The following is a 24,016-nucleotide window of genomic DNA, read 5'->3' on the forward strand; positions in this document are numbered from 1 at the left end:
CCAGGCCGCGCCTGCGTAGGGCGGGTGCGAACCCGCCGCGGCGGCGCCTGCGCCCGTCCCCGCCGCTACCCGATCGCCATCAAACTCGCGTTGCCGCCCGCCGCGGCGGTGTTGATCGAGGTCGAGACCTCCTCCAGCAGCCATTCCGGCCGGATCGCCTCGGGCTCGCCCGCCAGCGCCTCCGCCGTCACCGCGTGCAGGGTGACGATGGCGCCCGGCAGCAGGGCGAGCGCCTCCGCCGCGCGGCGCACCGCCTCGTCCGCCCCCCGCTCGATCAACGCCACGTCGCAGGGCCCGGCCTCGACCGGCGAGGCGGCGAAGGCGACCCGCGCCGCGACCGCCGCCGGCAACCCGTCGAGCGCGCCCCGCAAGCCCGGCTCCGCCACCACGCGGACCGCGTTGCCCGCCGCGAGCCCGGCGCCGACCAGCCGCAGCAGCCCCGCCGGACTATCGGCCAGGACCATCACCCGCCCGCGCGGATGCAGGGCGTAGAGGTTGCGCTCCCCCACCGGGCCGGGCAGCTCCACTTCGGCCCCGGGCGCGAGCCGCGCGAGATCGGCCCGCGCGAGGGCCGCGGCCTCGGGCGCCCGACGCTCCAGCCAGCGCGCATAGGCGAGCGCGACGGGGTCGTCCTGCGCCTCCGACACCTTCGCCCCCTCCACCCCGGCGATCCCCGCGCCACGCATCAGACGCGGCAGATACATCGGCCCGCCCGCTTTCGGCCCGGTGCCCGACAGGCCGCGCCCACCAAACGGCTGCACGCCGACCACCGCGCCGATGGTGTTGCGGTTCACGTAGACATTGCCGACCCGCACGCGGCTGCGCACCTGCGCCACCATCCCGTCGAGCCGGGTGTGCAGGCCGAAGGTCAGCCCGTAGCCGAGCGCCTCCAGCCCCGCGAGCAGGTTGTTCAGCCCCGTCCGGGGGAAGCGCACGACGTGCAGGACCGGGCCGAAGACCTCGGCCCCCATCTCGTCGAGCCCCGCGATCTCGATCAGCGCCGGCGGCGCGTAGCAGCCGAAGGCGGCGTCGTCCGACGCCGCGATCCGCGTCACCTTGCGCCCCGCCGCCGCCATCCGCGCCACATGCGCCTCGATGCCTTCGCGGGCCGCGTCCGAGATCACCGGCCCCACATCGGTGCGCAGGAAATCGGCCCGCCCGACCCGCAGCTCGGCCATCGCGCCGCGCAGCATGTTCAGGGTGCGCTCCGCCGTCTCCTCCTGCAGGCAGAGCACGCGGAGCGCCGAGCAGCGCTGCCCGGCGCTGTCGAAGGCCGAGGCCAGCACATCCGCCACCACCTGTTCGGGCAGCGCGGTGGAATCGACGATCATCGCGTTCTGGCCGCCGGTCTCGGCCACCAGCGGGATCGGCGCGCCATCCGCCCCCAGACGCCCGGCGAGCGACCGCTGGATCAGCCGCGCCACCTCGGTCGAGCCGGTGAACATCACGGCCGCGGTCTGCACGCCGTCGACCAGCGCCGCCCCCACCGCGCCGTCGCCGGGCAGCAGCTGCAGGGCCGCGACGGGGACGCCGGCGGCGTGAAGAATCCGCACCGCCTCGGCGGCGATCAGCGGCGTCTCCTCAGCGGGTTTCGCCAGCACCGGATTGCCCGCGGCCAGCGCCGCGGCGACCTGGCCGGTGAAGATCGCCAGGGGAAAATTCCACGGGCTGATGCAGACCACGGGGCCGAGCGGCGTGGCGCCCGCCGCCTTCGCCCGCGCCTCGGCGGCGTAGAAGCGCAGGAAATCCACCGCCTCGCGCACTTCGGCGATGCCGTTCGACATGGTCTTGCCGGCCTCGCGCGCCAGAAGGCCGAGCAGCGAGGGCATGGCGGCCTGCATCGCGTCCGCCGCCCGCTCCAGCGCCTCGGCCCGGGTCTCCGCCCCACCCCAGTCGGCGGAGGCGAGGCCCAGCGCGCGGCTCGCCTCCTCCGCGGTCGCCTCGACCACCTCGCCCACGATATCGCGCCGGTCGCCGGGGTTTTTGGACGCGCGCGCCGCCCCCGCCCCCGCCGAGCCGTCCACCAGCACCGGGGCCGCGCGCCAGACCCGGCCACCCTCCGCCGCCAGCACCGCCGACAACGCCGCCAGCTCGGCCGGGCAGGTCAGATCCCAGCCTTGCGAATTCTCCCGCGCCCCCAGGATCGCCCCCGGCGCCGCGATCCGCTCATGCGGGGCGCCCGGGTCGGCCATGGCGCGCACCCCCTCCACCGGATCCGCCACCAGGTCGTCCAGCGACACCGCCTCGTCCGAAATCCGGTTCACGAAGGAGGAATTCGCCCCGTTCTCCAACAACCGCCGCACCAGATAGGCGAGCAGCGTCTCATGGCTGCCGACGGGCGCGTAGATGCGGCACGGCCGGTTCAGCTTCTCCCGCCCCACCACCTCGTCATAGAGCGGCTCGCCCATGCCATGCAGGCACTGGAACTCGTAATCGTCCTGCGGCGCGTCCACCCCGGCCATGTGATGGATCGCGGCGAGCGTCTGGGCGTTGTGGGTGGCGAATTGCGGATAGACCGCGTCCCGCGCCGCCAACAGCCGCCGCGCGCAGGCGAGATAGGACACATCCGTATGCGCCTTGCGGGTGAACACCGGATAATCCGGGAGCCCGTCGAGCTGCGCCCGCTTGATCTCCGCATCCCAATAGGCGCCCTTGACCAGCCGCACCATGATCCGTCGCCCGGACCGGCGCGCGAGGTCGATGACGTAGTCGATCACCTCCGGACACCGCCGCCCATAGGCCTGCACCACGAAGCCGAGCCCCTGCCAGCCCTTCAGGCGGGGATCGAAGGCCAGCCCCTCCAGCAGATCGAGCGACAGATCCAGCCGGTCCGCCTCCTCCGCGTCGATGTTCAGCCCGATGTCGAGCCGCGCCGCCCGCGCCGCGAGATCCGCCAGCCGGGGCGAGAGCTCGCGCGCCACACGGCCGGCCTGCGCGCGGGAATAGCGCGGGTGCAGCGCGGAAAGCTTGATCGACACCCCCGGCCCCGCCACCGGCCCCGCGCCCCCCGAGGCCGCGCCGATCGCGTCGATCGCGGTTTCGTAGTCGCGCAGATAGCGCGCCGCATCGGCCGCGGTCATCGCCGCCTCGCCCAGCATGTCGTAGGAATGGCGGTAGCCGCGTTTTTCGGGGGCGCGGGCGCGCTTCAGGGCCTCGTCGATGGTCTCGCCGGCCACGAAACGCTCGCCCATCATCCGCATGGCGAGATCGACCGCCGCGCGGATCACGGGTTCGCCCACCCGCCCGATCACCCGCGTCAGCGCGTCGGCGAGCCCCCCGTCGTTGACCGTCGAGACCAGTCGCCCGGTGATGACCAAGCCCCAGGTGGCGGCGTTGACGAAGGCCGAGCGGCCGGCGCCCAGATGCGCGCGCCAGTCGCCTTCCGCGATCTTGTCGCGGATCAGGGCGTCGCGGGTGGCGGCATCCGGCACGCGCAGCAGGGACTCCGCCAGGCACATCAGCGCCACGCCCTCCTGGCTCGACAACGCGTATTCGTGCACCAGCCCGTCAACGCCCGAGCCGCCGCCCCTGGCCCGCATCGCGCGCACCAGGCCCAGCGCCGTGGCGCGGATGGCGGGGGCGAGCGCGCCGGCCTCCGCCTCCGGCAGCAGCGCTGCGACGCAGGACCGCTCGTCCCGGCGCGTGGCCGCCCGGATCGCGGCGCGCCGGGCCTGATCGCCGCGCGCCCCGAAGGCGATGGGGGCGAGATCGGCCAGCATGGCCGGGGCGGGCCGGGCTTCGAAAGCGGTCTGGGGCGCGGACATGCCGGAACTCCTGCGGGTGCGGTCAGGGCGGCGCGCGACCAGGATCGGAGCGCCGCCGTAAGGAGAACTTACCATGTCCGCCCCCGGACGTCGGACTTGATTTGCATGCCCATGCAGGCGATCAGACTTCGAACAGCCTCCAGGAAAGGCGAGATGATGACCGAAAGCGACGCCGACAGGGAACTCGACCCTTTCGACCGCCGTATCGCCGAAGTGCTGGCCGAGGAGGGCCGCTTGCCGGTCACCGCGCTCGCCGCCCGCGTCGGCCTCTCCAAGACCCCGACCCAGGTCCGCCTGCGCCGGCTGATCGAGCGCGGCTACATCACCGGCTTTCGCGCCATGCTCGCGCCCGGCAAGTTCGGCCTCGACCATATCGCCTTCGCCGAAGTCCGCCTTTCGGACACGCGAGAGGCGGCGCTGGAGGCGTTCAACGCCGCCGTCGCCCGGATCCGCGAGGTCGAGGAATGCCACATGATCGCGGGCGGCTTCGACTATCTGCTGAAGGTCCGCACCCGCGACATCGGCCGCTACCGGCGGGTGCTGGGCGAGCGCATCTCCGCCCTGCCCCATGTCGCCAGCACCTCGACCTTCGTGGTGATGCAGTCGGTGAAGGACCGCGGGCTCTGAGGGACGACGGACGCGGCGCGGTCGGCCGGCCGTGATTTCCGAAACGGCGGATATGGCGCGCGATCTCGTCCCGCTCGCGCCACAGCGCGCCCCCTTCGCCGGGATCAAGGGAGTCGCAGGCATCGCGCAGCGCATCGATGGCCTCGATCCGATGGGCGCATCCGACGGCAGCAGCGTCTCCGACACATCGCCGCGCACCGAGCCGATCACCGCCAGCGGGGTCCGCTCGCCCTCCGCGCGTCGCGGCGTCGGCCGCCGATCCCGGGACTCGCAAGGCCAGCGTCACGAAGGCGCCCTGCGCCGCGCCATCGACGCCGGCCCGGTCGAAAGGGTGCTTCGGCACGAAACGCGCCGAGCGGGTCAGCCCCTGCCAGCGCCACGCCGGAGGCGCTGTTCCGCTTGCCGCTGCGCATCCCACGACGACCCTCCCCGTGCGTTGAGCTCAGCGCCACGCCCGGAGAGCCCGCATTCGGGCTCCATTCGTGGCTGGCGTGGCGAAGCTGCAGCCCCTCGCCCGGCCGGCCGCTCGGAAATCTCGGCAAGGCGGTCCGCCGGATGCCGCAGACCTCCTTATCGTCCCGCGTCCGCAATCGTCCTCGCTCTTGAACGGCGCCCGCAGTTCGATGACGTCGAGCGGCGTGGAGACATTCCTCGCGACGTCCAGACGAACCCCGTTGAGCGGCACGTGGCCGACGTCGGTCTCCGGCGGGAGGCGCAGCGCCTGGGGCGGCGCGAGGCGGAGGGTCAGCACCGGATCCTGGCCCGGAAACTCCTCCCGCCTGCAGGCGTGCGGAAGGTCCGGCGAGGGGCAGGTCAGGCCGTTGGTCTCGACGACGCGCCGAAGCGGGCGGGGGCCTGAGCGCGGATGGCCCGGCATTCGAGGTCAGGACCATCAGATCGGCGCCGGCGAAGATCCTGCCCGCCAGCCTCGAGGCGTCCGGGGGTGAGTTCGTCGAACCCAGACGGGATCGTGTCGGCGCGGCGCGACCGAGCGACCGCGGCTCCCCGAGCTTGAGCCACGCCGCTTCGCCGCCGCCGATGGCGAGTCCGACGCCCGCCACGCTGACCGGAACATCGGCCGAAGGCTTGCGCATCTCGGGCAGGATACCCCCGGGGGCCTTGATCCCCCGGCCTTGCGAAATGGATCGACGGCTCGGAAGCGCTTGGATCGGGGCATGGCTTGGGATGCAAGGTCGCCGGGGCGAACAGGCGCCCGTCGCAGCGCCCAGGCCGACCATGCACTGAGATCCCCCCGGACCACGCCATGGGGGCAGGCGGCTGACGACTGCGATATCGGCCTTGTCCCGCACGGCCCGGGCGCCTCGCGCCATGTCTTCGGCCTGCGCGCCGCGCTGGCAGGTCTCGACCAGATCGCAGGGCCGACTGCTCCTCGCGCGAGCGCCTGTCATGACCCGGCGTGTCGAAAACCCGGACATTGGCATACGAACATCACGTTATGCGGGGTCCTCCCATGCGCAGCCAAACTGGCGGAAGCGACGTGGATGAAAGCCGGGCCAAAGCCGATTTCAACTGGGGAGACCCGCCAGGGCCCAGAGAAAGGCCACGCAACAGCGTCGCGACCGACGAGGTCGAAGATCCATGGCCGCCGCGACGCCGGGCGCGCGGTTCCCGTCCCCTCAATCGTCGACGGAGGGCGGGTCGCGGCGGTCCATCGGCATCTCGGCGTCCTCACGCCCCCGCGCCGTCTCGCGATAGGCGCGGATATGGCGTTCCATCCGGCGGAAGGCCGCGGCGCCGTCCTGTTCGGCGATGGCGCGGTTGATCGCCCGATGCGCGGCGTTCGCCTCCGCCCGCAATTCCGGCCGGGCCAGCCCCTCGTCCGAGGTCGAGGCCATCATCCCCCCCGACATCGCCTGCAAAAGCGCGCCGAGCAGCTCGTTGCGGCTCGCGCGCGCCACCGTCTCGTGCCAGCGCAGGTTGAGCCGCGCGAAGCTCGGCTGGTCGAGGCCGGGCGCTTCCATCCCTTCGGCCAGCACTTCCAGATAGGCGAGCTCCGGCGCGCTCCGCCCCGCCGCCGCCAGCCGGGCGAGCGACGGCTCGATGGTCTCGCGCGCCTCCTGGATCACCCGCAGCGGCAGGCGGCGGGAGCGCACGAACCCGTCCACCACCCGCGCCATCGACCGGTCGTCAGGCACGGTCACCACCGCCCCGCCGCCGCGCCCGGGGCGCGGACGCACCAGGCCCTCGACCTCCAGCACACGCAGCGCCTCGCGCACCGAGCCGCGCGAGAGCCCCGAGTCCTCGGCCAGCGCGCGTTCGGGCGGCAGGGTGTCGCCGGCCTCGATCTCCCCGTCCAGGATCGCGGCCCGCAGCCGGTCGGCCAGCAGATCGCCCGAGCGGCGGGTCTCGATGATCTCCACCAGCGGTTTGCGGCGAGGGATGCGGGGCGGCTCCAAGCGGGGTCCTTTTCTCGGCGACGCCCCTTCCCGGGGCAGGTCTTTCCAGACAGTTAACAGCGCATCTCAAAATGGTCCAACCCTTTGACAGTTGGTCCGCAGGGGTTAATGCTTCGCTGAAATCAGGCGATCATCCTCGGGAGGGAGACGGCATGACGGGCATCGGCGAGGGGGGCGAAGACCTCCAGGCGATCCGCGAGGGCGTGGCCGCGGTCTGCGCGCGCTTCGGCGACGACTACTGGGGCAGGTGCGACGACACCGCCACCTTCCCCCACGAATTCCACCGCGCGATGGCCGAGGGCGGCTGGCTCGGCGTCACCATGCCCGAGGCCTATGGCGGCGCCGGCCTCGGCGTCGTCGCCGCCGGCGCGGTGATGCACGAGGTGGCGCGCCATGGCGGCGGCATGGCCGCGGCCTCCTCGATCCACATCAACATGTTCGGCCCCCATCCGCTGGTGGTCCACGGGACGGAAGCGCAGAAATCCCGCTGGATCCCCCGACTGGTCACGGGCGAGGATCAGGTCTGCTTCGGCGTGACCGAGCCCGACGCCGGCCTCGACACCACCAACATCAAGACCTTCGCCAAGAAGGTCGACGGCGGTTATTCGATCACCGGGCGCAAGATCTGGACCTCCACCGCGCAGGTGGCCAACAAGATCCTGATCCTGACCCGCACCACCAAACGCGAGGACTGCAAGAAGCCGACCGAGGGCATCACCGTCTTCTACACCGACCTCGATCGCACCAAGGTCGAGGTCAAGCGGATCCCCAAGCATGGCCGCGCTGCGGTGGACAGCAACCTCACCTATTACGACGAGCTCTTCGTCCCTGACGATCACCGCATCGGCGAAGAGGGGCGTGGCTTCTATTATCTTCTCGACAGCCTCAACCCCGAAAGAATCCTGATCGCGATGGAGGCGATCGGCATCGGCCAGGACGCGCTGGCCCGCGCCTCGAAATACGCCCGCGAGCGGGTCGTGTTCGGCCGGCCCATCGGCCAGAATCAGGCGATCCAGCATCCGCTCGCGGAATGCTGGGCCAAGCTGGAAGCGGCGATGCTGATGGCCGAGAAAGCCGCCGCGCTCTACGACGCCGGAAAGCCCTGCGGGGCGGAGGCGAACGGCGCCAAGCTGCTCGGCGCCCGGGCCGGCTACGACGCCTGCCTTCAGGCGGTGATGACCCATGGCGGCATGGGCTACGCCAAGGAATATGTGGTGGAGCGGCTGCTGCGCGAGGTGCTCATCAACCGCATCGCCCCCGTCTCCGAACAGATGATCCTGTCCTTCATCGCCGAGCGGGTGCTGGGTCAGCCGAAGTCCTACTGAAGCCGGGGGCGGGGAGACCTGCCCGTCCGCGCCCCGGCCCGACCGCCGCGCGGGCGCCCCGCGCCCACCGGCGCTCCGGCCGTCGCGCGGCTCCCACCCCCTGCCTCCGCGCGCCATCAGCCCGCTGCTATCCGTCCCTCGCCGCCCCGCGGGGGCTGGATTCGAATACCTGACCTGTGATCTGATATTTTTCAAACGGGCCGCCCCCGCGCGGCGGCCGTTCCGGGAGGACCGCATGACGCCCAAGGATTTCACCGCCGAGCTCGCCTCCGTCGAACCCCAGCCCGAGGCCGACGGCTACACGCCCCGCATCGTGGCGAGCGTCGAGGACGGCATCGGCTGGATGACCTTTTCCAACCCGCGCCGCCGCAATGCCGTCAGCCTCGGCATGTGGCGCCAGATCCCCGTGGTCTGCGCGGCCTTCGACGCCGACCCCGAGGTCCGCGTCGTGGCGCTGCGGGGCGAGGGGGAGGCGTCCTTCGTCTCGGGCGCCGACATCACCGAATTCGACCGGGTCCGCTCCACCCCCGAGGACGTGGCGAGCTACGACGTGGCCGGCAAGGTGGCCGGCGCCGCGATCCTGAACCTGCGAAAACCCACCGTCGCGGTGATCCGCACCTGGTGCATCGGCGGCGGGCTCGCCACCGCGCTCAACTGCGACCTGCGCTTCGCCGCCGCCAACACCCGTTTCGCGGTGCCCGCCGCGCGCCTCGGCCTCGGCTACCGCTACGCCGGAATCCGCACCCTGGTGGATATCGTCGGCGCGGCGGCCGCCCGCGAGATCTTCTTCACCGCCCGCCAATACGACGCCGAGGAGGCACTGCGCATGGGCCTGATCTCCCGCGTCGCCCCGGTGGAGGGGTTCGAGACGGAGGCGAAGGCCTATCTCGCCCAGATCGCCGGCAACGCGCCGCTGACGGTCCACGCCGCCAAGCTCGCGATCAACGTCGCGCTGCAGGACAAGGCCGAACGGGATCTGGCGGAGGTCGACGCGGCCGTCGCCGCCTGCTTCGCCTCGGACGATTACGAGGAAGGCCGCCGCGCCTTCCGCGAAAAGCGCAAACCGGAATTCAAGGGGCGCTAGGCGCCCGGCAAACCGGATGACCGGGGACCGGCGCCGCCTTCGGTTTCGTCAGGCGCCGACCCTTTCCTCTTCTCCCGGAGTTTCCCCTTGAGCGACGCCACCCGCACCCTTCCCGACCCCGCCCTCGCCGACCCCGTCCTCGAAGCCGGCGTTCCGACGCTGGAGATCTCGGGCCGCATCGCCACGATCACCCTGCGCCGCCCGACCCGCGCCAACGTGCTGCACCCCGAGGATCTCGAGGCGCTCGACGCCCATATCCGGGCGGTGGACGCGACCCCCGAAGTCCTCGCCCTGGTGCTGCGGGCCGAAGGCAAATTCTTCTGCTCGGGCTTCGACATCGGGCGCATCGGCGCCGACCGGAAGGTGGATTTCGGGGCGACCGTCGACCGGCTCGCCGCCGCGCGCCCCGTCACCATCGCCGCCATCCAGGGCGGGGTCTATGGCGGGGCCACGGACCTGGCGCTCGCCTGCGACTTCCGGGTCGGGGCGGAGGGGATCGACATGTTTCTGCCCGCCGCCCGCCTCGGCCTGGTGTTCTACCGCGGCGGGCTCGAGCGCTATGTGCGCCGGCTGGGCGTCGACGCCGCCAAGCGGATTTTCCTGACCTGCGAGCGGCTGGACGCGGCGGAGATGAAGCGCATCGGCTACCTCACCGACCTGGTGGCGGCGGACGCGCTGGAGGGTCGCGTGGCCGAACTGGCCGAGACGCTGGGCGCTTTCGCACCCATCGCGCTGATCGCGATGAAAAAACACCTCAACGCCATCGCCGACGGCGTGTTCGACGCGGCCGATCACAAGGCGGATGCGGCGCGGGCGGGGGCGTCGTCGGACCTGCGCGAAGGGCAGAGCGCGTGGAAGGAGAAACGCGCGCCCCGCTTCACCGGAAGCTGACCCCCGGAGACCCAAGCCTCATGGACGACCTGCTCTCGCGTTCGCCCCAGGCGCCGGCCAGCATCCAGGACCGGGTGCGGCTGGCGGTGGAGGCGGAGATCCTGTCGGGCGCCCGCCCGCCGGGCAGCGTCATCGACGACCGCGACCTCTCGCGCCGCTTCGAGGTCTCACGCACCCCGGTGCGCGAGGCGCTGCAGCGGCTGGCGGCCGAAGGGCTGGTCGACATCGCGCCGCGCGCCGGGATCTTCGTGCATCGGGCAAGCGGGGGGGAGCTGATCGCGCTGCTGGAGGCGCTGTGCGAGACGGAAGCCACCCTCGCCCGGCTCGCCGCCCGGCGCGCAGGGGCCGAGCAGGCCGGGGCGATGGGCGCAGCGCTCGACGGCGGGCGAGCCAGCGCCGCAGCCGGGGACCGCGAGGCCTATGCGTCGGCGAATGCCCGGTTTCACGAGGCGATCTATGCGGCGGGGGGCAACCTCGTGCTGGTGAGCCACGCGCGCGGGGTCCGCAAACGGCTCGCGGCCTACCGGCGCAGGACCTTCGACCTGCCGGGACGGCTGCTGCGCTCGGCCGAGGAGCACGCGCCGGTCGCCGCCGCCATCGTGGCGGGGGACGAGGCGGCGGCGGATGCGGCGATGCGCGCCCATATCGGGGCGGGGGGCGAGGCGATGGCGGCCCTGGTGCTCGCGGCCGAACAGGACGCGGCGCGGCGACAGGGCTGAAGGTCTCGCAACGGCGGGACCGTCGGCGAGGGAGAGAGAGCGGAGGGCGGCGATGCTGCGCGCCCGGCCGATGCCGACGGCGCCGGGATGGATGCGGATCGCCGGCCGGGGCGGTCGGCTGGGCGCCGGATTGCGGTGGGGCGCCTTACGTTCGCGTCTGACGTTCGCGCAAAGCACGGTCGAACCCGGGCCTCCGGAGCTCCGCCCCAGACGCTGACGCGCTGCGGAACTTGAAATATGCCGCTGGGACTTCGGCCGGGCGCGAAGTCCGGAAAGGCGCGGCTGCGCGCCCGGCGGGCGATGCGGCGGCGCGGCCCGCGGACGGATCGAGGCGCTGGGGCTGGCGGGCGCGCGGCTGGGTTTCGAGATGGGCGAGATCGGGCTGATCCTGCACGCGCCCCCCATCGCCACCAATGCCGTCCTGACCGACGACCTGCCCGAGGGCGCCCGGATCGCAACCGCCAGCTTCGAGGACGTGCTGGAGATCGGACGCCATGCGCGCACCGACATGGACGCGGCGGCGGCGAAACTGGCTGCGACCGGCGTCCCCGCCTGCGCCATCGCCTGCCTCAACGCCGGCGTCAATCCCGACCACGAACGCGCCATGGCCGCACGCCTGCGCGTCCCGGTCCCGGGCCCCGCCATCTCCTGCTCGCACGAGGTCTCGCCCGAGATCCACGAGCTCGAGCGGACCGCCGCCACCGCGCTCAACGCCCTGCCGATGCCGGTGATCGCGGCCTATGGCGCGAACCTCCGCCGCCGGCTGGCGGATGCCGGGATCGGAGCGCCGGCGGAACGGCTGGCGGGGCGGCTCGACCTCGCGGACGTGGTCGGCGCGGACATGGGGGAACGTCCTGCGACGTCTCGGTCGTGGCCGAGGGGCGGCGCACGGTGGTGACGCAAGGCGAGATCGACGGACTGCCGGTGCGCGCCCCGAGGGTGGAGATGCGGGCGGCGGCGCGGGCGGCGCTGGAGGAGAAGGCCGCGGCCCCGCTGGGGATGGACGCCGACCGGGCGAGGGCGGGGGCGCTGGCGGTGCTGAACGCAACGCTGACGACGGCGATAAAGTTCGCGCTGTTCCAGCGGGGGCTCGATCCGCGGGACTTCGCGCCGATGTCTTTCGGCGGGGCCGGCGGCCTCCATGCCTGCGAGGTGGCGGATGGGATGGGGATGACGACGGCGGCCTTGCCGCACGACCCCTCGACCTCTCTCGGCCCACGGCATCCTGCATGACCTCTCGGTCGCCGCGATCACGCCGCCGACCGGGGACGCCGCCCCCCGGATTGCGGAGATGGCGGCGCGGGGCCATGCGGCGTTGGACGTCGACGCCCTGCCCGCCAACCGCCGCGCGTCGGCGCTTTCGGCCGACCTGCGCTATCGCGGCCAGGCGTTCGAACTGGCGACCCTGCGCCTAACCGCCGCCGTCGCGCTGGACCAGGCTGCCGCCGCCGTAGCCCTGGACGAGCCGCATCCTCCGCCTGCTCGCCTGGAGGGCGGGGGGCGGGAGGCGGGGCGCAAGATGCGGGCATCGGGCGCCTCGCAGCAGGCTTTCGTCGGCTTCCTCGGGGGGTTCCGGCGTCCATCGCCTTCGCCGAGGTGCAGCCGGCGCTGGCCCTTCCTGGGCCCTGGATTGCGCCATCACCGGGGCGCGGTCGGGCTGCAGGGCCAAGTGGCGCGAAAGCGCCAGGTTCATCTCGCCGATGCCGATCGCCTTCGGGCTGGCCGGGCAACTGGCGAACCTGCACTGGTGGAGCGGGTTGGCCCCCGCGGTTCAGACGTTCCTTCAGGACAAGCCGGCCGGGCCGGAGAGCTCGATCTTCGACCTCGCGGCCACGGAGACCTCGGCGTCCATCGTCTCCCCCGCCGAGGCGTCGGCCAGCGCGTCCGCGGCGGCTGCAGCCCCGCCGCGCCGCTTCCTGCCAGCAGCGCGGCCATGCCTGATGCTCCAGTGGCTTCGCGCGTCCTGCTGAGGTGGAACGCGAAGCGGCGCCGACAACCGGGGCCGGTGGTTCGCGCAAGTTGCGCGCCCCCCCGCCGGCTATGCTGCGCCCGACCTCATCCCCGCGCGCCCGCCGCGCCCGGCCCGCAGGAGCCCCGCCGATGTTCATCAACTCCATCGCCCGCGACCCCGACCTCGAGTGCTTCCGTCAGGAGGTCCGCGACTTCTGCCGGACCGAGATCAGCCCCGAGCTGCGCCGCATCCTCGACCTCGGGCAGCACGTCCCAAAGGACATGCACGACGCCTGGCTGAAGGCGCTGGGGCGCAAGGGCTGGCTCGCCGGCAACTGGCCCAAGGAGCATGGCGGCCTGGGCTGGAGCGCCGAGCAGTCGGCGATCTTCCGCGACGAGACCGACGGCGCCGGCGCGCCCTGGCTCTCGCCCTTCGGGGTCACCATGGTCGGTCCGGTGATCTACACCTTCGGCTCGGCGGAGCAGAAGGCGCGCCACCTGCCCGGGATCGTGAAGAACGAGACCTGGTGGTGTCAGGGCTATTCGGAGCCGGGCTCGGGCTCCGACCTCGCCAGCCTCAAGACCCGCGCGGTGCGCGACGGCGACGATTACGTAGTGAACGGTCAGAAAATCTGGACCACGCTCGCCCATTGGGCTGACTGGATCTTTTGCCTGGTGCGCACCGATCCGGATGTGAAGAAACAGGCCGGGATCTCGTTCCTGCTGATCGACATGAAGACCCCCGGCATCACCGTGCGCCCGCTGATCACGCTCGATCTGGGCCATCACCTCAACGAAGTGTTCTTCGAGAATGTGCGCGTGCCGGCCGAGAACCTGGTGGGCGAGGAGAACAAGGGCTGGGACTACGCCAAGTTCCTGCTGGCCAACGAACGCGTCGGCGTGGCCGAGATCGGAAAATTCGGACGCTATCTCAGCCAGCTGCGCGACCTTCTTGGCAAGACGCATGAGGGCGGGCGGCCGCTCTCCCAGGACCTCGGCTTCCGCCGCAAGCTGGCCGAGCTGGAGATGAGCCTCTCCACCCTCAAGGCCATGCATTCCGACGCTCTGGCGGCGGGGACGCCCGGCCTGATCTCGGCCGCGGCGCTGAAGCTGCGCGGCTCGGAGCTGCAGCAGGCGATCCTTCAGACCATGACCGACGTGCTCGGCCGCCACGGGCTCGCCTACCAGGCCGACGCGCTGATGGCGGGCTGGAACGGCGAGCTGGTGGGCCCGGAGGAGAGCGCCGGAATCCTCGCCGAACATCTGCACCGCCGCGCCGCGACCATCTATGGCGGGTCTTCCGAGATCCAGCGCAACATCATCGCCAAGGGCGCCCTGGGGCTCTGAGGAAACCAACATGACCGCTTTTTCCGCCGAGGAGCGTCAGCTCCTGCACGACAGCGCCACCAAGTATTTCACCGACCGCTACGGGGCCGCGCGCGCGCGGGAGCTGACCCGCGACGAGGGACCCGACGGGTTCGGGCGGACCGAATGGAAGAGCTACGCCGACCAGGGCTGGCTTGGCCTGATGCTGCCTGAAGACGCCGGGGGCTCCGAAGGGGGCCTGACCGAGGCTGCGATCCTGTTCGCCGCCGCCGGCGCCGAACTGGCGGCCGAACCGCTGATCCCCTGCATGGTGCTCGGCGCCGGCGCGGTGACGGGGCTGGGGACCGAGGCGCAGCAGGCGGCGCTGGAAGGGGTGGCCGAGGGCCGGAAGATCCTCGGCTTCCTGCATTACGAGCCGGGCTCGGGCTATGCCCGCGACCACGTCGCCACGGTGGCGCGCCCGACCGCAGGCGGCTATGCGCTGACCGGCGACAAGGCGTTTTCGCTGGGCGCGCATGCGGCGGACCTGCTGGTGGTCTCGGCCCGCATCGGCGGCCCGGACGGGCCGGTGGGGCTGTTCCTGATCCCGGGCGACGCCGAGGGACTGCACCGCACGTCTGCGCCCGCGATGGACGGACGGCGGGGCGCGGCCGCGGCGCTCGACGGCGTGACGGTCGGGGCGGAGGCGCTGCTGGGCGGGACCACGGAGGACCGGCTGGCGGCGATCGACATGCTGCTCGACCACGCGGCGCTCGCCACCTGCGCCGATGCGCTGGGCGCGATGATGCGCGCCGCGGCGATCACCACCGACTATCTCAAGACCCGCGAGCAGTTCGGGCAGAAGTTGTCGTCTTTCCAGGTGCTTCAGCACCGTCTCGTCGACATGCGGGTCTGCTGCGAGGAGACCCGCGCCGCCATCCACGCCGCCCTGACCGCGGTGGACGAGGGTCGGCCCGACGCCGCCATCGCCGCCTGGCGGGCCAAGGCCGAGACCGCGCGGGCGGCCCGTTTCGTCGGCGCCCAGGGGGTGCAGCTGCATGGCGGCATGGGGATGACCGACGATCTGGGGATCGGGCACTACTACAAGCGCCTCTCGATCGACGAGGCGCTTTTCGGGGACGCGGACTGGCACTTGAACCGTTTGGTTGCGGCGCAGGATGAGCGCGCCGCCGTGCCCGCGCCGGAGATGGCCGGGGCATGAGCGCCCCCGCCATCCGCACCGAGCGGCCGGCCGAGGGGGTGTTGCGCATCACCCTCGCCCGGCCGGAGATGCGCAACGCCCAGAACCTTGCGATGCTCTATGAGCTGAACGCGGCCTTCGACACAGGCGCGCATGACCCGTCGGTCAAGGTGATCGTGCTGGCGGCGGACGGCCCGCATTTTTCGTCCGGCCACGACCTCGCCGCCGACCGGACCATGCCCGACGCCCCCACGGTCACCCCCTGGGGCGGCTTCGACGCGCCCGGCGCGGAGGGGCGGCAGGCGCGGGAGGAGGAGTATTACCTCGGCTTCTGCCAGCGCTGGCGGGACCTTCCCAAACCCACCATCGCGCAGGTGCATGGCAAAGCCATCGCCGGCGGGTTGATGCTGGCGGCGGTCTGCGACCTGATCGTGGCCTCCGAGGACGCCACCTTCTCCGACCCCACCGTCGCCTTCGGGGTCAACGGGGTGGAGTGGTTCTCCCACCCCTGGGATTTCGGGCTGCGCAAGGCCAAGGAGCTGCTGTTCACCGGCGGCATGCTGGGCGCGGCGGAGGCGCGGGCCATCGGCTTCGTCAATCACGTGGTCGCGCGCGAGGAGCTGGAGGGCTTCACGCTCGCGCTCGCCTCCCGCATCGCCTCGCGCCCCGCGATGGGGCTCAGGCTCGCCAAGCAGTCGGTGAACGCGGCGCAGGACGCGCAGGGGTTCCGGACCGCGATGGCGACCGCGATGGCCCTGCATCACGTGGGCCATTCCAACAACATGGAAGTGCACGGCCAAAGCGTCGACCCTGCCGGCATGGCGGTGATCCGGCGCGACGCCAAGGGGGGCTGAGGCCTCCCGCCACCCGAAGGAAACCCGATGACCGAAGACATCCTGCTGGTCGACACGCCGCGCCCCGGCGTGCGGCGTCTGACGCTGAACCGCCCGGAAAAGCGCAACGCCCTGTCGAACGCGCTCCGCGGTCGGCTGATGGCGGAACTTGAGGCGGCGGATCTGGATGACGCCGTCCGGGTGACGGTGATCCGCGGGGCGGGGCCGTCGTTCTGCTCGGGCTACGACCTCTCGGCGAACAACGACGAGGGCCGCCCCTATCACACCGCCAGGGGCCACCAGAACTGGAGCCGGCATGTGGTGGAGGGGTGGTTCCGGGTCTGGGATCTGGCCAAGCCCGTGATCGCGCAGGTGCACGGGCATTGCCTGGCGGGCGGGTCGGAGCTCGCGACCGCCTGCGACGTGGTCTACGTGGCCGAGGACGCCCAGATCGGCTATCCGCCGACAAGGCTGATGAGCCCGCCCGACATGCAGTTTCATCCCTGGCTGATGGGGATGCGGCGGGCGATGGAGATGTATCTGACCGGAGATTCCATCTCCGGAACCCAGGCCGCCCTGGACGGGTTCGCCACGCGCGCCTTCCCCGCCGACCGGCTGGAGGCCGAAGTGCTCGACTTCGCCGAGCGCGTCGCGAAAGTTCCCACCGACCTCCAACAGATCAACAAGCGCGCCGTGCACCGGGCGATGGAGATCATGGGGATGCGCGACGGGCTGCGGGCGGGGGCCGAGATCCAGGCGCTCGCCTTCACCACCGAGCCGAGCCGCGCCTATCGCGACCGCTTCCGCCGCGACGGGACCAGCGTGAAGGGCCTGCTGACCGAGCGGGACAAGCCTTTCGAGGGCTGAGCGCCCCCCTCAGGCCCGACGGCGCTTCAGCAGGAGCCAGGCCCGGAGATCGGCCACCGTCTTCGCCGTCGCGCCGACGGCGAGGGCGCAGAGCGCGGCCTTCGACACGGTCCCCATCGTGCCGTCGATCAGCATGGCATGGACCACGCTGGCCCCCACCACCACGATGACCAGCGCGGTATGGCCGATGCGCCAGGCGCGCGGCCGGAGCCGGCGACGCAAGCCCGCCAACAGCGCGGCGGCGAACACAGCCCACATGGCGATCACGCCCCAGACGGAGAACGCCGTGGGCGAGGCGAAGGTCAGCGCGTCGATCACGTCGGGCGGGCTGGTGAGCCATAGCGCGCCGACATGGACCGCGACCGCCACGACCAGCGTGATCCCGGCCGCGCGATGCACGCGTCGCCCGGGGCGGACGGGCAGGCCCGGAAGCCGGCCCCCCGCCAGCAGCGGCTGGACCAGCAGCAGCGCCATCGCGATCACCCCGGCGAAGCCGGCGACGATGTAGACCGGGTCTCGCCACGCGAGCAGCGGGCTGTCGGCGGCGACCCCTAAGGGCACGACGATGGCGAGCGCGAGCCCGCCCCAGATCAGGATCGCGCGGAGGCGGAATTGACCGGCAAGGCGGGACATGAAGGTCAGGCGGGGGCCAGCACGAAGTCGGCGGTCAGGCTTGTGTCGCTCGCGTCGCGCAGGACCGGCCGCAGGAACACGGTCCTGAACGCGTCGTCGTCATAGGCGAGATGGGCATGCGCCTGGCCGAAGGCGGGGATGATCTGCGGCATCTCCAGCCGGAAGATCCCGTCGGCGTCGGTCAGGGTGGCGCCGTGGCTCCGCGGGTCGCGCTCCGCGCCTTCGGTGGTGTGCGCCCAGATCTGGATGCGCTGGCCCGCCAGCGGCGCGCCGTCGCCGGCGCGGCGCACCGTGCCGCTCATCCAGAAGCCGCCGCCGCCGATGCGCTCCACGATCGGGGCGCCGGGGCGGTAGTTGTTGGAACCGCCCCGCATCGATGGCGTCGGCGCGACGCCATCGGCCCGGGCGGGCAGGAGCAGGCCGGAGGCGCCCGTCGCGAGGACGGCGCCGAGGAAGCTGCGGCGGGAGGACGAGGCTGAAGTCATGTCGGGCGCTCCTGTCGGTCGTCGTGCCATGGGACCGCGCCGGAGGACGCGGCGAGGCGGGCGGCCCGCCTCCCCACGGAACCTAGGGGCGCGACGCGCAGGGAGAACCTCGCCCACGGCTAAGTGAAGGCGGGCGACCGCTGCGGAGGACGGAGGGGCGACGCGGAGCAACCCTCGCCGACCCTTCTCCTGACGCGCGCCCGGCGGGCATGGCCGGCCGGGCGCGCGTGACCTCCCCCGTTCAGGCCTGCGTCGCGACGGGCGCGGCGTAGTTGACCAGCTGGTTCGCCACCCGCTCCGGCGTTTCGACCTGAAAGCCCAGCACCGCCGAGCAGAGCGCCTTGCCGAAATTGTCCATGGCGAGGCTGCGCGACACGCCGCCCCCCAGCGCGCCCTCGCACACGAATTGCAGGGCGCCGAGATTGTCGAGCCGGTGGCGGGTGACCGTGCCGGTGATCGCGCCCCGGTAATGGGCCTTGAAGGCTTCGGGGGTCAGCTGCTCGCACAGCAGTTCGAACAGCGGATCCGAATAGGCGATGACCGAGATCAGCGCGGTGTTCCCCTTGTCGCCGGAACGGACATGGGCGAGGTGGCGCAGCGGGACCAGCATCTCAGACCTCCAGCATGGTGATTTCAGGGACGACGGCGTCGCGGTCGATCATCGCCGACCAGACGCCGACCACCTCGCGCACCCGCTGACGGTGACCGCCGCGCTTGCCGGTCATGGCGACGCCGGAGACGGCCATGCCGTCGACCTCGCGCCCGACCTTGAACGCCTCGGCATAGGTCTGGGTCCGGGCGGCGACGCGGACCGCGACCTCGTAGGGTTCGGGCGCATCGGCGGGGGTGGCGGCGCCGTGGACGGAGTTGTAGCCGACGAAATCGATGCGGACCTCCTCCGACTTCAGGCCGACGATCCTGAAGCGTTCTTCGAGGATGCGTTTCGCCAGCTTCGCCCGGTCCAGCGCCCCGGGGCCGGCATAGAGGAACATGTCCTCGCCGATATAGCCCTCTCGGCAGCCGATGGAGACTTTCAGCCGTTCGGGGCGGGGCTTGCCGGACACGCCTTCGATCCGCACCCTTCCGTCATTCAGCTCCGTCAGCTTGGCCGTCGAAAAATCCACCACCACGTCGGGGGTGATGTAGTTGCGCGGGTCGTGGACCTCGTAGAGCATCTGCTCCTTCACCGACCGCAGCGAGATGCCGCCCCCGGTTCCCTCCAGCTTGCCCAGCACGCAGGCGCCGTCTTCGGTCACATCGGCGATCGGAAAACCGAGGTTCCACGGCTCGGGCACGTCCTTGAAGCCGGGGTCGGAGAAATAGCCGCCGGTGATCTGGGCGGCGCATTCCATCAGGTGCCCGATGGCGGCGCCGGCGCCGAGGCGCTCGTGGTCGAGCGGATCCCAGCCGAATTCGTGCAGCATCGGCCCGAGGAAGAGCGACGGGTCGGCGCAGCGGCCGGTGATGACGATGTCGGCCCCCTCCGCCAGCGCCTGGGCGATGGGCTCGGCCCCGAGATAGGCCTCGGCCGAGAGCAGCGCCTCGCCGAAGGACGTCGGGTCGGCCCCCGTCTCCAGGATCGGACCGCAGAGGTTCATGCGGTCGGTGACCACGCCCCCGGTGACGAAGGCGACCTTCTTGCCGGTCGCGCCGAGCTGGCGCAGATGCCAGCGCACCCGGTCCGCGGCCCCTTCCGGGTCCACCCAGCCCTGGTTCGACACGATGCGGGTGCCGGCCTTCAGACAGCCGGGCAGCACAGCGGTCATGCGGTCGTCGAGATAGGGGTCCCAGCCGATGGCGTTCGGGTCCTCGTTGCGGCGGACCTGGGCCATGGAGACGGTGACCTCGGCCATCGTCTCGAAACACAGATAGTCGAGGCGGCCGCGCTCGGCGTTCCAGCGGGCGGGCTCGACCCGGTCGCCCATCCAGGCGGAGCCGGAGCCGATGCGGATGGACTTCATCGCGGGGCCCTCGGGGGGGTGCGGCGGGTGGTCATGGCGTTCTCCCAGGCGGTTCGGTCGCGCCCTTCAGGACGGGGCGTCTGGCGCGCATCATGGAACGGAACAGGGGCAAGGCGCCAATCGCAGGCGGCTAAATTTCGTGAGATGGAATTTTATATCACTGGGAAGATGGTCAGAGCGCCTGCGCGCTCAAAAGATGCTTGCAGGATGGAAGAAGCGTCAGGGCGGCGCGAGCAGGCGCGCGCGCACCTGGTCGACCTCGGCGCGCAGCAGGTCGGCCAGGCGCTCCTCCCGCGCCAGGATCCGCGCCGTGGGGCCGACGATGCTGAGCGCGCCGGTGACGCCGATCTCGGGCGCATCCACCGTCGCCGCGATGCCGCCGCCGCCGACATTGATCAGGTCCGCGACCATCGCGTAGCCGCGGAGGCGGGCGCGGGCGGCGGCCTCTTCGATCAGCGCACGGTTCAGGCGCGGGAAGCGGACCAGCGCCGGCGTCACCCGGTCGAGCGCCGCCGCGGCCTCGGCCGGCGGCAGCGCGGCGAGCAGCGCAAGCGCGCCCACGCCCACCCCCAGCGGCCGGCGCCGCCCAATGCCCAGCGTATCCACCCGGATCGGGTGGCGACCGAATTCATGGGCCACGTAAAGCGCCTCGTCGCCGCAATGCACCGACAGCATCACCGTATCCTCGGACAGCACCGAGAGGCGGAGCACCGAGGCCAGCGCCGCCTCGCGCAGGCGCCCTGCCCGGCTGGCCTCGCCCAGCGTCCCGGCGGCGGGGGCGAGCGCATAGAGCCTTCGGCGCGCGTGGCGGCGCACCAGGCCGTTCTCGGCCAGGTTCTCCAGGATGCGCGACGCGGTGGCCTGGTGCAGGTTGGCCGCGGCGGCGATGTCGACAAGGCGCAAAGGCGCGTCGAAGCCGGCGAGCGCACGCAGCACGGCGCAGACCTTCTCGATGGAGCTGCTGGCGCGGGTTTCGCCCGGGCCCGGACCCGGCGGCGCGGTCATCCGGCGCCGCCGGCGGAGGCGCGGGCGAGGGGGCCGCCGATCCGCTCGGCCTCGGCCAGCATCGCCTGGGCCAGCGCCTCGCGCCGCGGCAGCAGCCGCTCGCTGAGCGCGACGAGGCTGATCGCAGCCACCGTCTCGCCGTCCGGGCCGCGGACCGGGACGCCGATGGAGCTGACATGATCGTCCACATGCTCATGCGCGAATGCGTAGCCGTCGCGCCGGGCGGCCTCGACCTCGGCCCTGAGCCGCGCCAGCGTCAGGCGCGGGAAGTCGCCGAGGCGCAGGGGCAGCACTTCCAGATAGGCCTCGGCCCGGGCGGGCGGCGCGAAGGCGAGCAGCGCCAGCCCGGCGCCGCCGACGCCCAGCAGCCGTCGGACGCCGGGCTGGACGCTGACCGGGCTGATGGGAAAGCCGCCGTTGGCGCGGTCGAGATAGAGGGCGTCGAGCCCGCTGGCCACGGTCAGCAGCACCGCGTCGCCGGACGCCTCGGCGAGCCGGGCGAGGCCGGGGGCGGCGGCGGCGCGCAGGTCGTCGGCGGGGGGGCGACGGGCGAAGGCCGCGGTCTCGGGCCCGGGGATGTAGGTCTTGCCGGGCTCGATCCGCTCCACGAAGCGCTCGCGCGACAGCGCCTCCAGCACGCGCAGCGCAGTGCCGGGCGGCAGCTCTGTGGCGGCGGCGATCTCGGTCAGCCGCCCGCCGGGCGCGTCGCCCAGATGGCGCAGCACGCGGCAGACCTTGTCGATGGCGCTGGTGTCGGAGGTCTTGCGCGGCAAAGGAGGCGTTCCCGTCTGGGGCGAATGCGACGACTATCTTGCAAGCTGAGAGAAGAGGAAAGGGGGACGCGGCCCGGTCAGGGCGCGGAGGTTTCGAGGGATTCGGGGGCCGGCGATCCGGGGGAAGGCCGTCGCGGCATGCCGAGGCCGGAACGGGGGCGCCGCCGAACCACGGGCGCCTGTCCGGACGGCGGCCCCGCCCCGGTCCCCATCGCCGGCGAAAGCCGCGCGCCACCAAGCCCGCACGCCGGCGCCGAGGGCACGGCCGACCGTTCAGCGGCCTATCGCATAGGCCTGCATCAGGCGGGGGGTGGCGGCGGCGCGCAGCCAGCCGTCGGACCCGCGCGAGGCGGCGGTGAGGCGCCCGACGCTCCAGTCCGGGGCGACGGCGACCTCGTGGCCGCGGGCGCGCAGCGCGGCGATGACCGGCGCGCCGGCGGCGGCCTCGATCATCATCGCGCCCGGCGCGGCCTCGCGCGGGTAGAACGACCCGGTGAAATGGCGGGAATGGAAGAGCGGCGCGTCGATGGCCTGCTGCAGGTTCTGGCCGTGCAGCGCGTGGCGCAGGAAGAACGCCAGCTGCCACTGATCCTGCTGGTCGCCGCCGGGCGTGCCGAAGACGAGGCGGGGCTCGCCGTCCTGCAGGGCGAGGCTGGGGGTCAGCGTGGTGCGCGGGCGTTTGCCGGGGGCGAGGGTTCCGGGCAGCCCCTCCTCCAGCCAGAACATCTGGGCGCGGGAGTTCAGCGCGAAACCGAGCGAGGGGATCACCGGCGAGGATTGCAGCCAGCCGCCGGAGGGCGTGGCCGCGACCATGTTCCCCCAGCGGTCGATGACGTCGAGATGCACCGTGTCGCCCTTCTTTTGCGACAGATGCGCCATGGTCGGCTCGCCGCCCCCTGCGCCGGCGCCCTTCGGGGCCTTGCGGGCGGCCAGGGCGATGGCGGCGTCGGCGAGGTGCTCGAGCCCGGGCAGCCGGCCCGGGCGTTGTTCGAGCGACGCCGTCTCTTCGATCAACCCGCGGCGCGCGTCGGCGTAGTCGCGCGAGAGCAGGGTTTCGAGCGGCACATCGGTGAAATCGGGGTCGCCGTAAAAAGCCTCGCGGTCGGCGAAGGCGAGTTTGATGGCCTCGATGGTGGTGTGGATGAAGTCGGGGCCGAGCGGGTCCATCGCCTCGATCCCCGTGCCGTCGAGAAGGCGAAGCGCCTGGAGGAGCGCAGGTCCCTGGCTCCACGCCCCGCATTTGGCGACGGTCCAGGCGCCGATATCGACCTGGGCGGGGGCCTCGTAGCGCGAGGCGTGACCGGCGAGGTCGGCGCCGGTCAGCACGCCCCGGCGGCGCTCGCCGCCGCCGTCCATCAGTTCCTGCGTGGCGAAGAAGGCGTTGATTTCGCCGGCGATGAAGCCGCGGTAGAAGGCGTCGCGGGCGGCGTCGATTTTCGCCTCGCGGCCCGTCGCCCGGTCGGCCTCGTCCAGCATCCGGGTCCACGTGGCGGCGAGGGCCGGGTTGCGGAAACGCTCGCCGCCGGTGGGGACGACGTCGCCGGGCAGCCAGGTGGCGGCCGACGTCGGCCATTCGGCGCGGAAGAAATCGGCGAGGCCGGCGATGTCGGCGGCGGCGCGGGCGAGGATCGGGTGGCCGTTCGCGGCGTAGGTCAGCGCGGGTTCCATGACCTCGCGCAGGGACATCGTGCCGTGGTCGCGCAGCAGCACCGCCCAGGCGTCGAAGGCGCCGGGGATGACGGTGGCGAGCAGGCCGGAGCCGGGGATCAGGTCGAGCCCCTGCCCCCGGTAATGCGCGACGGTCGCGCCGGCGGGCGCCGCGCCCTGCCCGCACAGCACCTGCGGACCGGCGGCGCCTGCGGCGTGGAAGATCAGCGAGATATCTCCGGCGGGGCCGTTCAGATGCGGCTCCACCACTTGCAGGACGAACCCCATGGCAGCGGCGGCGTCGAAGGCGTTGCCGCCCTTTTCCAGCACGCCGAAACCCACGGCGGAGGCGAGCCAGTGGGTCGAGGTCGCGACCCCGAAGTCGCCGGTGATCTCAGGGCGGGTGGTGAAGACGGGCATGGGCGTTCCTCGGGGAGCGTAGGCGTCGGACGGGGCGGAAGGTAGCGGGCGCGGTCGGACGGGGGAAGGGCGTGGCGCGCAGCCCCGAAGGGGGCCGCGCGACGGCCGG

21 protein-coding genes are annotated in these 24,016 nt (G+C 72.4%); 12 read left to right on the plus strand and 9 right to left on the minus strand.

What is annotated here, in order from left to right:
• Nucleotides 1–65: 65 nt before the first annotated feature.
• Entirely contained in the window at nt 66–3,764 is a 3,699-nt protein-coding gene (putA, locus tag ACTB72_RS04895; protein ID WP_463035863.1) for a bifunctional proline dehydrogenase/L-glutamate gamma-semialdehyde dehydrogenase PutA, read from the minus strand.
• A 156-nt stretch (nt 3,765–3,920) separates the two neighbouring features.
• Between putA and ACTB72_RS04900 the strand changes: the two genes are divergently transcribed.
• Entirely contained in the window at nt 3,921–4,391 is a 471-nt protein-coding gene (locus tag ACTB72_RS04900; protein ID WP_463035864.1) for an Lrp/AsnC family transcriptional regulator, read from the plus strand.
• A 1,637-nt stretch (nt 4,392–6,028) separates the two neighbouring features.
• Here ACTB72_RS04900 and ACTB72_RS04905 read toward each other — a convergent pair.
• A complete protein-coding gene (locus ACTB72_RS04905) occupies nt 6,029–6,808 on the minus strand; it encodes a FadR/GntR family transcriptional regulator (protein WP_463035865.1) in 780 nt (259 codons plus the stop codon).
• Between the two features lie 152 nt (nt 6,809–6,960).
• Between ACTB72_RS04905 and ACTB72_RS04910 the strand changes: the two genes are divergently transcribed.
• From ACTB72_RS04910 to ACTB72_RS04960, 11 genes are all read left to right on the plus strand, one after another.
• On the plus strand, nt 6,961–8,133 hold the full coding sequence (locus ACTB72_RS04910) for an acyl-CoA dehydrogenase family protein (RefSeq protein ID WP_463035866.1): 1,173 nt from the start codon (nt 6,961–6,963) through the stop codon (nt 8,131–8,133).
• A gap of 235 nt (nt 8,134–8,368) precedes the next feature.
• Nucleotides 8,369–9,217: an enoyl-CoA hydratase gene (locus tag ACTB72_RS04915; protein WP_463035867.1), complete on the plus strand. Its 849-nt coding sequence runs from the start codon at nt 8,369–8,371 to the stop codon at nt 9,215–9,217.
• Nucleotides 9,218–9,304: 87 nt separating this feature from the next.
• Nucleotides 9,305–10,108, plus strand: a complete 804-nt coding sequence (locus tag ACTB72_RS04920; protein ID WP_463035868.1) for an enoyl-CoA hydratase/isomerase family protein — start codon at nt 9,305–9,307, stop codon at nt 10,106–10,108.
• 20 nt (nt 10,109–10,128) lie between these two features.
• Nucleotides 10,129–10,827: a GntR family transcriptional regulator gene (locus tag ACTB72_RS04925; RefSeq protein ID WP_463035869.1), complete on the plus strand. Its 699-nt coding sequence runs from the start codon at nt 10,129–10,131 to the stop codon at nt 10,825–10,827.
• Nucleotides 10,828–11,194: 367 nt separating this feature from the next.
• Complete coding sequence (locus tag ACTB72_RS04930; RefSeq protein ID WP_463035870.1) at nt 11,195–11,725, plus strand: hypothetical protein; 531 nt, start codon at nt 11,195–11,197, stop codon at nt 11,723–11,725.
• Nucleotides 11,698–12,060, plus strand: coding sequence for a hydantoinase/oxoprolinase family protein (locus ACTB72_RS04935; RefSeq protein WP_463035871.1), 363 nt, complete (start codon nt 11,698–11,700; stop codon nt 12,058–12,060). Before ACTB72_RS04930 ends, ACTB72_RS04935 begins: the two co-directional genes overlap by 28 nt.
• Before the next feature lie 467 nt (nt 12,061–12,527).
• Nucleotides 12,528–12,797, plus strand: coding sequence for a hypothetical protein (locus ACTB72_RS04940; RefSeq protein WP_463035872.1), 270 nt, complete (start codon nt 12,528–12,530; stop codon nt 12,795–12,797).
• A gap of 130 nt (nt 12,798–12,927) precedes the next feature.
• Nucleotides 12,928–14,124 (plus strand): acyl-CoA dehydrogenase family protein, encoded by a 1,197-nt coding sequence (locus ACTB72_RS04945; RefSeq protein WP_463035873.1) that lies wholly within the window; start codon nt 12,928–12,930, stop codon nt 14,122–14,124.
• Nucleotides 14,125–14,134: 10 nt separating this feature from the next.
• The gene (locus ACTB72_RS04950; RefSeq protein WP_463035874.1) at nt 14,135–15,304 is read left to right on the plus strand and encodes an acyl-CoA dehydrogenase family protein; all 1,170 of its coding nucleotides are present in this window, start codon (nt 14,135–14,137) and stop codon (nt 15,302–15,304) included.
• The gene (locus ACTB72_RS04955) at nt 15,301–16,137 is read left to right on the plus strand and encodes an enoyl-CoA hydratase (RefSeq protein ID WP_463035875.1); all 837 of its coding nucleotides are present in this window, start codon (nt 15,301–15,303) and stop codon (nt 16,135–16,137) included. The genes ACTB72_RS04950 and ACTB72_RS04955 overlap by 4 nt, the downstream gene beginning before the upstream one ends.
• Before the next feature lie 27 nt (nt 16,138–16,164).
• The gene (locus ACTB72_RS04960; protein ID WP_463035876.1) at nt 16,165–16,983 is read left to right on the plus strand and encodes an enoyl-CoA hydratase-related protein; all 819 of its coding nucleotides are present in this window, start codon (nt 16,165–16,167) and stop codon (nt 16,981–16,983) included.
• 9 nt (nt 16,984–16,992) lie between these two features.
• Here the strand turns inward: ACTB72_RS04960 and ACTB72_RS04965 are convergent, their stop codons facing one another.
• The 7 genes from ACTB72_RS04965 to ACTB72_RS04995 form a co-directional block, all read right to left on the minus strand.
• On the minus strand, nt 16,993–17,616 hold the full coding sequence (locus ACTB72_RS04965; protein WP_463035877.1) for a ferric reductase-like transmembrane domain-containing protein: 624 nt from the start codon (nt 17,614–17,616) through the stop codon (nt 16,993–16,995).
• A gap of 5 nt (nt 17,617–17,621) precedes the next feature.
• Complete coding sequence (locus ACTB72_RS04970) at nt 17,622–18,101, minus strand: twin-arginine translocation signal domain-containing protein (RefSeq protein ID WP_463035878.1); 480 nt, start codon at nt 18,099–18,101, stop codon at nt 17,622–17,624.
• A 241-nt stretch (nt 18,102–18,342) separates the two neighbouring features.
• Nucleotides 18,343–18,711, minus strand: a complete 369-nt coding sequence (locus ACTB72_RS04975) for an AtuA-related protein (RefSeq protein WP_463035879.1) — start codon at nt 18,709–18,711, stop codon at nt 18,343–18,345.
• Nucleotide 18,712: 1 nt separating this feature from the next.
• Nucleotides 18,713–20,062: an acyclic terpene utilization AtuA family protein gene (locus ACTB72_RS04980; protein WP_463035880.1), complete on the minus strand. Its 1,350-nt coding sequence runs from the start codon at nt 20,060–20,062 to the stop codon at nt 18,713–18,715.
• Nucleotides 20,063–20,281: 219 nt separating this feature from the next.
• Complete coding sequence (locus ACTB72_RS04985) at nt 20,282–21,067, minus strand: IclR family transcriptional regulator (RefSeq protein WP_463035881.1); 786 nt, start codon at nt 21,065–21,067, stop codon at nt 20,282–20,284.
• Nucleotides 21,064–21,840: an IclR family transcriptional regulator gene (locus ACTB72_RS04990; protein ID WP_463035882.1), complete on the minus strand. Its 777-nt coding sequence runs from the start codon at nt 21,838–21,840 to the stop codon at nt 21,064–21,066. The genes ACTB72_RS04985 and ACTB72_RS04990 overlap by 4 nt, the downstream gene beginning before the upstream one ends.
• A 273-nt stretch (nt 21,841–22,113) precedes the next feature.
• Entirely contained in the window at nt 22,114–23,907 is a 1,794-nt protein-coding gene (locus ACTB72_RS04995; protein ID WP_463035883.1) for a gamma-glutamyltransferase family protein, read from the minus strand.
• Between the last annotated feature and the right edge of the window lie 109 nt (nt 23,908–24,016).

The organism is Albimonas sp., from assembly GCF_055129145.1.